Origin of the sequence: Streptomyces sp. cf386, from assembly GCF_900103585.1 — a bacterium.
Lineage (GTDB): Bacteria > Actinomycetota > Actinomycetes > Streptomycetales > Streptomycetaceae > Streptomyces.
This window is the reverse complement of the sequence record NZ_FNHV01000015.1, coordinates 195359-209473: the sequence shown is the minus strand read 5'-3', so window position 1 is coordinate 209473 and position 14115 is coordinate 195359. Positions and strand designations below refer to the sequence as shown.

Below are 14115 nucleotides of genomic sequence, written 5' to 3'. Positions count from 1 at the left end.
GAGTCGCGGATGAGCGACAGCAGAGCGTTGATCTTGGATGGGGTCCGCGCGTACCACAGGGAACAACAGGGCGACGGCGGCTTCGTGCCCGGCGTCACCGAGATCTGGCCGTCCGGTGCGGTGCTGGACGAGAGCGACCGGACGGCCCTGGTCGAGGCGGCACTGGACCTGCGGATCGCGGCCGGGCGCAGCTCACGGAGGTTCGAGTCGCTCTTCGCCCGCAAGCTGCGCCGCCGCAAGGCGCATCTGACCAACTCGGGATCATCCGCCAATCTGCTCGCCGTGTCGGCGCTCACCTCGCCGCAGTTGGGCGACAGCCGGCTGCGTCCGGGCGATGAGGTGATCACCGTCGCGGCGGGCTTTCCCACCACGGTCAACCCGATTCTGCAGAACGGCCTGGTCCCCGTCTTCGTCGATGTCGACCTGCGGACGTACAACACCACCGCGGAACGCGTCGCGCGGGCGATCGGCCCCAAGACCCGGGCCATCATCATCGCGCACGCCCTCGGCAACCCCTTCGACGTGGCGGAGATGGCCCGGCTCGCCACGGAACACGATCTGTTCCTCATCGAGGACAACTGCGACGCGGTGGGTTCGACGTACGACGGACAGCCCACCGGCTCCTTCGGGGACCTGTCGACCGTGAGCTTCTACCCGGCCCACCACCTCACCATGGGGGAGGGCGGCTGTGTGCTCACCTCGAACCTGGCGCTGGCCCGCATCGTGGAGTCGCTGCGCGACTGGGGACGGGACTGCTGGTGCGAGCCCGGTGAGAGCAACAAGTGCCTCAAGCGCTTCGACTACCGGATGGGCACGCTCCCGGACGGCTACGACCACAAGTACATTTTCTCGCACGTCGGTTACAACCTGAAGGCGACCGACCTCCAGGCCGCACTCGGCCTCACCCAGCTCGCCCGGCTCGACGAGTTCTGCGCGGCGCGACGGCACAACTGGCGTCGGCTGCGCGAGGGACTGGACGGGCTGCCGCACCTCGTGCTGCCGGAGGCGACCCCGCGCAGCGATCCGAGCTGGTTCGGCTTCGCCCTCACGGTCGACCCCGCGGCCCCCTTCGCCCGGCGGGAACTGGTCGACTTCCTCGAAGGCCGGAAGATCGGCACCCGCAGGCTGTTCGCCGGCAACCTCACCCGGCACCCCGCCTACCTGGACCAGCCGCACCGAGTGGTCGGCGATCTGACCAACAGCGACATCATCACCGAGCACACCTTCTGGGTCGGTGTCTATCCGGGCCTGACCGACGAGATGATCGACTACGTCGTCTCCTCCATCAAGGAGTTCGTGGGGGAGCGCGGATGACCGTCGCGACCCCCCTTCTCGCTCCCCGCGAGGACACCGCACTCTCCGCCCGCCTCGCCCGGTCGGCGGCCACGCACAGCAGCGTGGGGCTCGACGGCCGGGACGTCGACGCCTGGCTCGCCGAGCGGGCCGGGGCCCACGCCTTCCGGGTCGACCGGATCCCCTTCGCCGACCTCGACGGCTGGTCGTTCGACCCGGGCACCGGCAACCTGGGACATCGCAGCGGGCGCTTCTTCACGGTCGAGGGACTGCACGTCACCCTCGGCCAGGGCGGGGACGGCGCGTGGCAGCAGCCCATCATCAGACAGCCCGAGGTCGGCATCCTCGGCATCCTCGCCAAGGAATTCGACGGAGTACTGCACTTTCTGATGCAGGCGAAGATGGAACCGGGAAACCGCCCGCTGCTCCAGCTCTCCCCGACCGTGCAGGCCACGCGCAGCAACTACACCAAGGTGCACCGGGGCGCCGACGTCAAATACGTCGAGTACTTCACCGAACCGGCCCGTGGCAGGGTGCTCGCCGACGTCCTGCAGTCCGAGCACGGGTCCTGGTTCTACCGCAAGGCGAACCGCAACATGATCGTCGAAGCACACGGCGAGGTCCCCCTGCTCGACGACTACTGCTGGCTCACCCTCGGCCGGATCGCCGAACTCCTGCACCGGGACAACGTCGTCAACATGGATTCCCGCACGGTCCTGGCCTGCCTGCCGTTCGCGGACCGCGAGCCGACGGCGCTGCACTCCGACACCGAACTGCTGTCCTGGATCACCGCGGAGCGGTCCCGGCACGAGGTGCGGGCGCAACCGATGCCCCTCGGCAGCGTGTCCGGCTGGGTACGCGGCACGGACAGCATCGAGCACGAGCACGGCCGCTACTTCCGGGTGGTGGCGGTGTCGGTCGAGGCCGGCAACCGGGAGGTCGGGAGCTGGACACAGCCGTTGTTCGAGCCGCGCGGACTCGGTGTCACCGCGTTCCTCACGCGCCGGATCGGAGGCGTCCCGCACGTCCTGGCGCACGCCAGGGTGGAGGGGGGCTTCCTCGACACGGTCGAGCTCGGGCCGACCGTCCAGTACACGCCGAGCAACTACACCCATCTCGCCCCGGCGCGGCGCCCGCCCTTCCTCGATCTGGTGACCGCCGCCGATCCACGCCGGATCCGCTACGAGGCGGTGCACTCGGAGGAGGGCGGCCGGTTCCTCCGGGCCGAGAGCCGCTACCTGGTGCTGGAGGTCGACGACACGCAGGTGCCGCTCGATCCGCCGCCCGGCTACCGCTGGGTGACACCGGGCCAGCTCACCGCCCTGGTACGGCACGGCCACTACGTCAATGTCCAGGCCCGTACGCTCCTCGCCTGCCTGAACGCCATGGGGTCGAGGCTCTGATGGACCCTGTGCGCATCGGCGTCATCGGCTGCGCGGACATCGCGCTGCGCCGCATGCTGCCCGCGATGGCGACCGCGTCCGGCGTCGAGGTCGCCGCCGTGGCGAGCCGGGACGGGACGAAGGCCGCGGAGGTGGCCAGGGCGTACGGCTGTCGGCCGGTGCGCGGCTACGCGGAGCTGCTGGAGCTGGACGACGTGCAGGCGGTGTACGTGCCGTTGCCCGCCGCGCTGCACGCCGAATGGGTCGAGGCAGCCCTGCGGGCCGGCAAGCATGTGCTCGCGGAGAAGCCCCTGACGACCGAACGAGCCCGCACCGAGGAGCTGATGGCGCTCGCCCGGGCCCGCGGTCTGGTCCTCATGGAGAACGTCATGTTCGTCCACCACGCGCAGCACGCCGCTGTACGGCGCCTCGTGGACTCCGGGGCGATCGGCCCACTACGTGCCTTTCACGCCTGCTTCGCCGTCCCGCGCCGACCGGACGGTGACATCCGCCACCAGCCGGAACTGGGCGGTGGCGCGCTGTTCGACGTGGGTGTGTATCCGCTGCGTGCGGCCCTGCACTTCCTCGGCCCCGATCTGGAGGTGGCGGGTGCCGTGCTCACCCACGGGCCGGGACGACAAGTCGACACATCCGGTGCCGTACTGCTGCACACCCGCGCCGGGGTGAGCGCCCAGCTCTCCTTCGGCCTGGAGCACGCCTACCGTTCCGGCTACGAACTGTGGGGCAGCGAGGGCCGCATCGTCCTGGACCATGCCTTCACACCGCCCGCCGACCACCATCCGCTCGTACGTGTCGAGCGGCCTTTCGGCGCCGAGGAACTCCGGCTCGCGCCGGACGATCAGGTCGCCAACACCGTCAGCGCCTTCGTCACCGCGGTACGGCGCGGCGACCCGACCGACGGCGACTGCCTGTGCCAGGCGGTCCTGCTCGACGAGGTACGTCGCCGGGCTCGACGGCCGAAGTAACTCGCGTTGTCGTGTCCCTGGTCGGACTTATCCACAGGGCGAACCGGAACTTCGCGATCCGCGAGATCGTCTGCGCATGACGCATCACGAAACGACCGGATCGCCCGAAAACGACGACACCAGGGGCACCGACCAACACCAGGCCGACCGCCCCGACCGCACCGCGTACGACGGGCACCCCGCCGAGCACCAGGTCACCCTGCGCACCCCGGCCGAACTGGCCGACGCGCTGCCGTATCTCCTCGGGTACCGCCCCGAGGACAGCATCGTGCTCGTCGCCCTGCACGACAGGGACGGCCGCGGCCGGTTCGGCGGCCGTGCACGGCTCGGCATTCCCGCGAGCGCGGACGACTGGGACTCGGCCGCCGGGCAGTTGGCCGACGGCCTGGTGAGGGGCAGCGAGCGCAGAGGAGCCCGGCCCGAGCAGATGGTCGCCTTCCTCTGCCAGGAACCGGCGACGGGGGAGACGGGCCGGCAGGTCAGGGAACGGCTGCGGCCACTGGCCCAGAAGATGCGCATCGCCTGCGGCAGCCTGGACGTACCGGTGATCGAGGCCCTGTGCATCTCGGACGGGCGCTACTGGTCCTACTGCTGCGACAGGGAGGAGTGCTGCCCGCCCGAGGGCCGGCCGATGGGCCTTCCTGGTACGTCCGTGCTGGCCGCCGCGGCCACCTACGCCGGAGTTCAGGTGCGCGGCACGCTGCGCGAGTTGCGGGCCAGGCTGCTGCCCTGGGAGACCGCGGCCGCCCTGGAGCAGGAGATCGCCCTGGACACCGCGGGCATGGCGCTGGTCCCCAGGATCCTCGACGAGGCGACCCGCGCGGGCGTGGCAGAGGACACGCTGCGGCTGGCCGAGCGCCTCATGAGCCGGTTCGCCGAGGTACCGCCCGCGTCCGGGACCTTCACCGCGGATCTCCGCGACGACGAACTGCTCGGCCATGACGAAGCCGCGAGCCTCATTCTGGGCCTGCAGGACCGCGCGACCCGTGACCGGGCGGCCGAGTGGATGGAGGGCGACGAGGCCGATCCCGCCCTCCGGCTCTGGCGAGCGCTGGCCCGCCGCTGTGTCGGACCGTACGGCGAGCACGCCGCGGCACCCCTCACACTCGTCGGCTGGGTCGCCTGGTCCACCGGCGACGACCTGGAGGCCCGAGAAGCCCTTGCCATGGCACTCGGCGCCGACTCCGACTACCTCTTCGCCCGCCTCCTGCATCAGGCCTGCAATGAGGGTCTGGACCCCGAGTCGATCCGCCGCTGCCTGCGTGCGGAACGCGTGGGCCGCGACCAGCGGGACGCCGGGCGGCTCGACCTGACGGAGGGTGTCGGAGAACCGGAGGGAGTCGGAGAGCCGGAGGACGTCGAAGAGCCGATGGGGAGTGGGGCGGTGAGCACTGGGCGGACGTCTGCTGCGGGTGCTCGTCGCCGAGGTCGGCACCCCGCGGGTTCGGGTGCGCGGACCCGGAAGAGCACGGCTCCGCGCACCCAGAAAAAGGCAGGCGTGGGTCGGAGTGGGACCCGTCCGGACAGGGTGCGTGCCAAGAACGCGGGTGCCGAGGGGGATACGTGAGCCGCCGTCATGGAGGCTGCGGCAGGCCGTGCTCTGTCGGATGCGATCGGCGCAGACTGCGCGTCGGCGCCCGCACCGCCTCAACCTTCCTGGTGAACACGCTGAACGCGGCTCCCTTCAGGCGGGGTCACCCCGTCCCGGGCGTGACCCGGGGGAGTCCCTCCCCGTTCACCTGAGTGGCGGAACGGCTCGACCGGCCGGGCCGCCCCACCGCCCCTGTCACTCCGGATCCCCCGGCCGGCGCCGCACCCACCCGAGGCGCACTGAGCACAGAGGAAGCCGCCATGCCACAGCCCACTCCGACGTCCCCGGCCGCCGACGATCGCACGACAGCCGATGGACCGTTGCCGTCCTTCGGGCTGGACGAAGGTCCGCCTCCGGGCGAGTTCGGCTCGGGGCGGGTCGCGCCCCGACCTCCGAGCGACGCCGCTCGCAGTTCCCCACCGAGCAGCCGCGGGCGGCCCTCTCCAGGTGGCTCGTCCCCTCCGGACCCGGTGGGTCAGGGCCTACCCGCTGCCCTGTCAGCGGACCGGACCCCACCCCCTGTTCGGCTGCCGACGGCAGACCAGGGCGGTCGCACATACCCGTGGGCCGGACGGGCCGAGCTCCCCGTGCAGCCGACAGGGCCGACACCGCGGGGGAGGCCGACAAACCGGAGCCCGAGCCCCGCGCCCGCGTCGCCCGTCGACCGGGGCTCGACATCGCCGCCGCATGCCGACCCCGCGCGGCGCTCCCGCCCGTCTTCCCGCCCACCTCAAGACGCCCTCTCGCCGACTCGGCCAACGGCCCCCTCACCGACACCACCTTCCTCAGCACTCCGGCCCACCGACCTCCCTCCCACCCACGACGCCATGATCTGCGTCGCCCTGCCGGGCCTCGCCATCTCCACGAACCAGGGGCAGTTGACCGGCCGGGGACTGGAGGGCTTCTACCGCGCGGGCCGGCGTGTGCTCTCCCGCTGCCAACTCCGTGTGGCCGGACGCGAACCACTGGCGTTACAGGCCCGGATGACGTCCGCAGACCGCGCCCGCTTCGTCGGCACGCTGCGCGTCTCTCCGCAGACCGGCCCCGACCCGGACGTCGTCGTCGAGCGAACCCGTCACGCGGACGGCACCGAGCTGATCACGCTGACCAGCGCGGCCGTTCGCCCCCTGCGGGTGCCGGTCGAGGTCGCCCTCGGCGCGGACCTGGCCGACCTCGGTGCGATCGCGTGCGGCAACCCGGGACCGGAACTGCCCGCCAGCGTCCACGACTCCGGGCTGCGCTGGTCGTCCCCCAGAGGCAACTCGACGGTGACGGCCGACCCGCCGCCCACTGACGCGCTGGCCTCCGCGGGGCTGCTGCGCTGGGAGTTCGCACTGCCCCCGGGCGGCAGCGCGAGCATCGAGCTGCGGGTGCGGCCGGACGGCGCGGGACCCCTGCGGGCCGTGGGGCGCGCGGCGACCAGCCCGCTGGCGTCCGCGCGGGCGTCCGGCGACGACCCCGGAGTGCGGGGCCTGCTGCGGACGAGCATCGAGGACCTCCAGGCCCTTCTGCTGCGTGACCCCGCCCTCCCCTCCGACACCCACCTTGCCGCCGGAGTGCCCTGGCGCTGCGGTCCGGCCCCGGCCGACACCCTGGCCGCGGCCCGGATGACCCTGCCCTTGGGCACTCGGCTGGCCGTGGGCACGCTGCGCACGCTCGCCCGCACCCAACTCCGGGGCCAGGGAGCGCGGTTCGGCATGATCCCCGGCCCGATCCGGGACGCGGGCACGCACCTGCCCCCGGGCTGCACCGGCACGGAGGCCACGCTGCTCTTCCCCGCGCTGCTCGCGGAAGCCCGACGCTGGGGCATGCCCGAGGCCGAGACGCAGGAGCTCCTCCCGGTGGCCGAGCGGTGCCTGACCTGGCTGCGGACCACCGTGGGCGACGGTACGTATCTGCGCGACCCGCACCCCGGCGGTCCCGTCCGCTGCGAGACCCAGGCCCACGCCCATCGTGCGGCACTGCTCGGTGCCGATCTCCTCGACGCCTGCGGCAGACCGGGCGGCGCTGGGCTGCGGGAGTGGGCCGGGGCGCTGCGGACGGCGTTCCGTGCGGATCTCTGGATCGACGACGTGGGCGGTGGGCGACCCGCCGCCGCCCTGGCCCCGGACGGACGCCTTGTGCCACATCTGGGCGCCGCAGCCGTCCATCTCCTCGACACCGGCCTGCTGGGTGGGGGAGAACTGGCGCCCGGCCTGCTCGACAAGGTGCGGACCGAACAACTCGCCCGACTGCTCGGCGCTCCGGCCATGGACTCGGGCTGGGGCCTTCGAGGGCTGGGCGCGAAGGAGGCGGGGCACAACCCGTTCGGTCACCGCAGCGGCGCCGTGCGGGTCCACGCGACCGCGCTCGCCGTCGCGGGCCTGGCCGCGGCCGACTACGAGAAGGAGGCGAGCGCGCTGCTGCGGGGCGTCCTGGCGGCGGCAGAGGCGTTCGGCCACCGGCTCCCCGAGATGTACGCGGGGGTGCAGCGCACTGACGGGAGCGCTCCCGTCCCACACCCCGCGGCCTGCCGCCCCGCAGCCACGTCGGCGGCGGCCGGAGTGCTCCTGCTGACCACGCTCGCAGGCATCCGCCCGGACGCTCCCGGAGGGACGATCACCCTGCGGCCGATGCGCAGCGCCCCGCTGGGCGAGATCGTCCTGACGGGCTTGCGCGTCGCCGGTGCCCCCTTCTCGCTACGCGTCAGCAGGCTGGGCCTCGCCATGGTCGAGGAGGCGGCCGACGGACTCCAGCTGCGAGCGTGACCTCGGACGTCGCGATCCGGCACGACCTGCGTGACCTCGGACGACGCCACGTGGCACGCCATGCGGGACGTCGGTGAGGTGCATTCCGGCCGAATTGGATCAACCGTCGATGGGACCGGTGAAGGGAGTGTTTATCGTCAAGCAGACGACTATGATCGCCGCATGCCCTACGACCCGTCAGCCTTTCCGCCCTTTGCCGTCACCGTGGACCTGGTCGTGCTGACCGTGCGCCGCCATGCCCTGTGCGCGCTGGCGGTGCGCAGGGGCGAACCGCCGTTCCAGGGGCGCTGGGCACTGCCCGGCGGGTTCGTACGGGCCGACGAGGACCTGGCGCAGGCGGCGGCACGCGAGTTGGCAGAGGAGACCGGGCTGCGCGCCCACGACCCGGCCGTTCCCGCACAGGACAACGGTGCCCACCTGGAGCAGCTGGCGACCTACGGCGACCCCAAGCGGGACCCTCGGATGCGCGTGGTCAGCGTCGCCCACCTCGCGCTGGCCCCCGACCTGCCCGCGCCCCGCGCGGGTGGCGACGCCAGCAACGCCCGCTGGGCGCCGGTCGACGAACTGCTGCAGCAGGGCGCCCACGGTCGCGACGGCGAACCCGTCGCACCGCTCGCCTTCGACCATGCGCAGATCCTGGCCGACGGGGTGGAGCGTGCTCGCTCCAAGATCGAGTACTCGTCGCTGGCGACGGCGTTCTGCCCCACCGAGTTCACGGTCGGCGAGCTGCGCCGGGTCTACGAGGCCGTGTGGGGCGTGGCGCTCGACCCCCGCAACTTCCACCGCAAGGTGACGGGCACGCCGGGCTTCCTCGTCCCCACCGGCGGCACCACCACACGCCAGGGAGGCCGCCCCGCCCAGCTCTTCCGGGCCGGCGGAGCCACGCTCCTCAACCCCCCGATGCTGCGCCCCGAGGTCTGACCCGCGCGCCTGGAACAGCAGGCACGAGGGGCGAGTACGGGCGAGCAAAGGCGAACAAGGATCCGGTCCGGTCGACTGCCGCCCGGGCTACGGGCCTTGCGCTGCCCGGAAAAACGGACATAACGCGCTATCTTGCTGAGGGTGATCCAGGCCATCGGACTGACCAGCGACCCTCGCAAGCAGCTTCCCCCCGCCGTCGACGACGTGTCCTTCGAGGCGTGCGCGGGCCGTGTCACCGCGCTGCTCGGGGCGGCGGGAGCGGGCAAGACGACGGCGCTCAGACTCATGCTCGAACTCCAACCCGGCCGTGGGATCACCTACTTCAGAGGTCGTCCCCTGCATCGCATCGCCCATCCGTCGCGCGAGGTCGGTGTGGTTCTGGGCGATGTCCCGGGGCACCCGGCCCGCACCGTCCGCGGCCATCTGCGCATGCTGTGCGCCGCCGCGGGCGTCCCGGCACGGCGCGCCGACGAAGTCCTGGAGGTGGTCGGTCTCGTCAGCCTGCGCGACGAACGCCTCGGCACCCTCTCGCGCGGCATGGACCGCCGCCTGGGTCTGGCCTGCGCGCTCCTCGCCGACCCGCACACCCTCGTGCTCGACGAACCCGCGGACGGGCTCTCGACCCGCGAGAGCCGTTGGCTGCACCGCATGCTGGGCGCGCACGCGGCCCAGGGCGGCACGGTCCTGCTGACCACGGCCGACCCCAAGGACGCCGCACGCACCGCCGACCGGGTCGTCACCCTGGAGCGGGGCAGGCTCGTGGCCGACCAGGAGGCCACCGACTTCGCCCGCACCCGGCTGCGCCCCCGCGTCGCCGTCCGCACCCCGCACGCATCCCGCCTGGCCGCCCTCCTCACCAAGGAGGCGCGCACCACTCAGCGCTCGGTGGAGGTCGTGCGCGAGAGCGGCAACCGCCTCTCCGTGTACGGCAGTACATGCGCCGTGATCGGCGATATCGCCTACCGCCACGGCATCCTCGTCCACCAACTCGCCGACGAGATCGGGGACATGGGGCCGGCTGCCGCGGCGGACCTCTCGGTGGAGCGGCAAGCGGACCTCTCTGCAGAGCGGCAAGCCGACGAGGCGCCGCTCAAGCCCGCCCGTGAAGCCATGGCGGCACGTGATCGTGAGTGGGCGGCCACGCCGCCGGTGCGGGTGTCGGTGCGGCACAAAGGATCAGCCTCAGCCTCGGCCGATGACCTCCCCGCGCCGCGCGAGGCATCACCGACGCCGGACGGAAGGCCGACCGCGCTCCACACGCCCGCCGGCGAGCCACGACAGGCCGACGCGCCGACCGCGGGCCACGGGCCTTCCTCGCAAGCGAGCCCGCAGTCAGCCGGCTCGCGCCTCCCCGCCTCCTCTCCCGACCACCTTCCCGACCTCCCACCCCCCATCTCGGTCCGCCCCGCCCCCAGCCCCCTCCGCCCCCTCCGCTACGAACTCCGTCGCGCCGCCGGAGTCGGCACCGGCTTCCTCACCGCCGGCGCCGTACTCGTGGTCTCCGCCCTCACCGCCGTACTGCTCGCCCGGGTCGGGCACACGCCGCATCCGCGGCTGCTGGTCGCCTGGCCGCGGGAGCTTCCGCTGCCGCCCGCGGCGCTCGGGGCCGGGCTGCTCGGGGCGATCGCGTTCGGCGAGGAGTTCCGCCACCCCGCCCTGGCGGCGGATCGCGGCACCGTCCCCCGCCGGCTGGGGCTGCTGGCCGCGAAACTCCTCGTCGCCTCGGCCACCGCGCTGGTGCTGGCCTTCCTCACCGTCGGCTGCGACATCGAAGTGCTCTATCTCGTCTACGGACGGGAACTCGCGGAGGTTCCCGCCGACTGGCTTTCGCTGAGCGCGAGTTGGATCGGGCTCATGGTGGGCTGCGCCTGGGCCGGCGTCCTGGCCGCGGGTCTCTTCCGGTCGACCACGGCGGGGCTCGCGGCGGTGGTCGCCGTACCCGTTCTCCTCATGCCCCTCGTACAGAAGGCGATGGAAGGGCCGTCGGTGCGCACGGCGGCCGGATTTCCGCTGCGGCTGCGCGAAGTGCTCCTGTCCCAGTGGCCGTTCGGCGGGGAACGCTATCTGGCCGCCGTCACGCGTGTGATCGCCCAACCCGTCGGAGGCGCACTGACGTTGTCGCTGGCCACGCTGCTCGCCGCCTATCTGCTCACGACCACGCGCAGCAGGGTTCGATGACGACCGTCCCTGCCCTTCCCGGATCCGTCGTGCCCACAACTCCCCGGGGAAAGCCCATTTCTTTCCGATAAGGCGTCAATTGCGATGGGGTGAGCGATCACCCTTTCGTGTGCTTTTCACCAAAGACCTCAAGGGAGTTGGGGACGGCGCCGACAAAGGATCCGTGAGTACCCTTGCGCACACCATGATGACCGCCGCCCGCGCCGCCGACTCCGGTCTCGCCGGCCCGGGCGAACTCGACCGCTACCCCTACGCCGAGGCCCCCGTCGCCGACCGCGTCGGATCCCCCGTCTGGGAAGGCGCGGACCCGGACCTGGGCCGTGTCGGCAGGCGCGCCGCCGGCAGCCGCGGACGCGGGCTGCACGGCCAACTCGTCCAGCAGCTCGGCCAGATGATCGTCTCCGGCGACCTGGGCGCCGACCGTCCGCTCGTGCCCGAGGAGATCGGCCAGCGTTTCGAGGTCTCCCGCACCGTCGTCCGTGAGTCGCTCCGCGTCCTGGAGGCCAAGGGCCTGGTCAGCGCCCGCCCGAACGTCGGCACGCGCGTGCGTCCCGTCAGCGACTGGAACCTCCTCGACCCGGACATCATCGAGTGGCGTGCCTTCGGGCCGCAGCGCGACGATCAGCGCCGGGAGCTGAGCGAGCTGCGCTGGACGATCGAGCCGCTGGCCGCCCGCCTCGCGGCCGGGCACGGGCGTGACGACGTCCAGCAGCGGCTCGCCGACATGGTCGAGATCATGAGCCACGCGATGGGCCAGGGCGACGTGCTCACCTTCTCCCGCGCCGACACCGAGTTCCACTCGCTGCTCATCCAGGTGGCGGGCAACCGCATGCTGGAGCACCTGTCGGGGATCGTCTCGGCCGCCCTTCAGGTCTCCGGCGGCCCTGTCACGGGTTGTGACCGGCCGAACGAAGCGTCGCTGGCGCAGCACAGCAGGATCGTCGACGCCCTCGCCGCCGGCGACGGCGCTGCCGCCGAGACGGCCATGCGCCAGCTGCTCACCGTTCATCCCGAGGTCGAGCGCGTGGTGCCCGCACCCCGCGAGCACTGACCGCACACCCGGTGCGCGACTGAGGACGACGCCTCCCCCTCCTTGGGCGCCGCTTCGGTCTGTGCATCCTCCCGTCGGACCCGCAGGATCCCCACGGATCCTGCGGGTCCGACGGTGCAACGAGGCCGCGGAATCGCAGTACAGTGCATGGTCCACAGCTGTGGGTGACCTCTTCTGCCCTTGTCTGTCCGTTTTTGATCGATTACGGGATGTGACTCGGGCCACGCAGATTGGGCGTAACGCTCGGGGAAACAGCGCGATGACCTAAGAGGTGACAGCCGAGGAGGGAATACAGACGCCGCTCAAGGCGCTGTGCATCCTCCAGGCCCCCGCCCGCACCGTCGGCCCATCCCCAGGTCGGTGGTCGGCTCCTGTCCGCCGTGGACGGGGCCGGAAGCCGTTTTCCAACGTTCCGAGAGGTTGTTCGTGTCGGCCAGCACATCCCGTACGCTCCCGCCGGAGATCGCCGAGTCCGTCTCTGTCATGGCTCTTATCGAGCGGGGAAAGGCTGAGGGGCAGATCGCCGGCGACGATGTGCGTCGGGCCTTCGAAGCCGACCAGATTCCGGCCACTCAGTGGAAGAACGTACTGCGCAGCCTCAACCAGATCCTCGAGGAAGAGGGTGTGACGCTGATGGTCAGTGCCGCGGAGCCCAAGCGCACCCGAAAGAGCGTCGCAGCTAAGAGTCCGGCCAAGCGCACCGCCACCAAGACGGTCGCGGCCAAGACGGTGACCACCAAGAAGGCCACCGCCACCGCCACCCCGGCAGCGCCCGCCGCCGAATCCGCTGTCGAGGACGAGGCCGCCGCCAAGAAGACCGCTGCCAAGAAGGCGACGACCGCCAAGAAGGCCGTCGCGAAGAAGACCGTCGCCAAGAAGACGGCGGCCAAGAAGACCACCGCCAAGAAGGACGACGCCGAGCTGGTCGAGGAAGAGGTCCTCGAGGACGCCAAGCCCGGCGACGAGCCCGAGGGTGCCGAGAGCGCCGGCTTCGTGCTGTCCGACGAGGACGAGGACGACGCGCCCGCGCAGCAGGTCGCGGCCGCCGGTGCCACCGCCGACCCGGTCAAGGACTACCTCAAGCAGATCGGCAAGGTCCCGCTGCTCAACGCCGAGCAGGAGGTCGAGCTCGCCAAGCGCATCGAGGCCGGTCTGTTCGCCGAGGACAAGCTGGCCAACGCCGACAAGCTCGCACCGAAGCTCAAGCGCGAGCTGGAGATCATCGCCGAGGACGGCCGCCGCGCCAAGAACCACCTCCTGGAGGCCAACCTCCGTCTGGTGGTCTCCCTGGCCAAGCGCTACACCGGCCGCGGCATGCTCTTCCTGGACCTGATCCAGGAGGGCAACCTCGGTCTGATCCGCGCGGTCGAGAAGTTCGACTACACCAAGGGCTACAAGTTCTCCACGTACGCCACCTGGTGGATCCGCCAGGCGATCACCCGTGCCATGGCCGACCAGGCCCGCACCATCCGTATCCCGGTGCACATGGTCGAGGTCATCAACAAGCTCGCGCGCGTGCAGCGCCAGATGCTCCAGGACCTGGGCCGCGAGCCCACCCCGGAGGAGCTGGCCAAGGAACTCGACATGACCCCGGAGAAGGTCATCGAGGTCCAGAAGTACGGCCGCGAGCCCATCTCCCTGCACACCCCGCTGGGCGAGGACGGCGACAGCGAGTTCGGTGACCTCATCGAGGACTCCGAGGCCGTCGTCCCGGCCGACGCGGTCAGCTTCACGCTCCTCCAGGAGCAGCTGCACTCGGTTCTCGACACCCTGTCCGAGCGCGAGGCGGGCGTCGTCTCCATGCGCTTCGGTCTCACCGACGGTCAGCCGAAGACCCTCGACGAGATCGGCAAGGTGTACGGCGTCACGCGCGAGCGCATCCGCCAGATCGAGTCCAAGACCATGTCGAAGCTCCGCCACCCGTCGCGGTCCCAGGTGCTGCGCGACTACCTCGACTAGGTCGCAG

9 protein-coding genes are annotated in these 14115 nt (G+C 71.7%); all 9 read left to right on the top strand.

Translation table 11 applies throughout. From position 1 onward, the window contains the following. Window positions 1-9: 9 nt before the first annotated feature. The 9 genes from rfbH (at window position 10) to BLU79_RS33495 (ending at window position 14108) form a co-directional block, all read left to right on the top strand. Window positions 10-1314, top strand: a complete 1305-nt coding sequence (gene rfbH, locus BLU79_RS33535; RefSeq protein ID WP_093909740.1) for a lipopolysaccharide biosynthesis protein RfbH — start codon at window positions 10-12, stop codon at window positions 1312-1314. Continuing rightward, a complete protein-coding gene (locus tag BLU79_RS33530; protein WP_093909739.1) occupies window positions 1311-2696 on the top strand; it encodes an NDP-hexose 2,3-dehydratase family protein in 1386 nt (461 codons plus the stop codon). The genes rfbH and BLU79_RS33530 overlap by 4 nt, the downstream gene beginning before the upstream one ends. Continuing rightward, window positions 2696-3661 carry a Gfo/Idh/MocA family protein gene (locus BLU79_RS33525; RefSeq protein ID WP_093909738.1) on the top strand — a complete coding sequence of 322 codons (966 nt, stop codon included), beginning with the start codon at window positions 2696-2698 and terminating at the stop codon, window positions 3659-3661. The genes BLU79_RS33530 and BLU79_RS33525 overlap by 1 nt, the downstream gene beginning before the upstream one ends. 76 nt (window positions 3662-3737) lie before the next feature. After that, window positions 3738-5228, top strand: a complete 1491-nt coding sequence (locus BLU79_RS33520; protein WP_093909737.1) for a DUF4192 domain-containing protein — start codon at window positions 3738-3740, stop codon at window positions 5226-5228. An 851-nt stretch (window positions 5229-6079) separates the two neighbouring features. Continuing rightward, window positions 6080-7999 carry a glycogen debranching N-terminal domain-containing protein gene (locus BLU79_RS33515; RefSeq protein ID WP_093909736.1) on the top strand — a complete coding sequence of 640 codons (1920 nt, stop codon included), beginning with the start codon at window positions 6080-6082 and terminating at the stop codon, window positions 7997-7999. Window positions 8000-8161: 162 nt separating this feature from the next. Further along, entirely contained in the window at window positions 8162-8920 is a 759-nt protein-coding gene (locus BLU79_RS33510; RefSeq protein ID WP_093909735.1) for an NUDIX hydrolase, read from the top strand. 141 nt (window positions 8921-9061) lie between these two features. Beyond that, the gene (locus tag BLU79_RS33505; RefSeq protein WP_093909734.1) at window positions 9062-11098 is read left to right on the top strand and encodes an ABC transporter ATP-binding protein; all 2037 of its coding nucleotides are present in this window, start codon (window positions 9062-9064) and stop codon (window positions 11096-11098) included. A gap of 163 nt (window positions 11099-11261) precedes the next feature. Beyond that, window positions 11262-12149 carry a FadR/GntR family transcriptional regulator gene (locus BLU79_RS33500; protein ID WP_093909733.1) on the top strand — a complete coding sequence of 296 codons (888 nt, stop codon included), beginning with the start codon at window positions 11262-11264 and terminating at the stop codon, window positions 12147-12149. 426 nt (window positions 12150-12575) lie between these two features. After that, on the top strand, window positions 12576-14108 hold the full coding sequence (locus tag BLU79_RS33495) for an RNA polymerase sigma factor (protein ID WP_093909784.1): 1533 nt from the start codon (window positions 12576-12578) through the stop codon (window positions 14106-14108). Window positions 14109-14115: the final 7 nt, after the last annotated feature.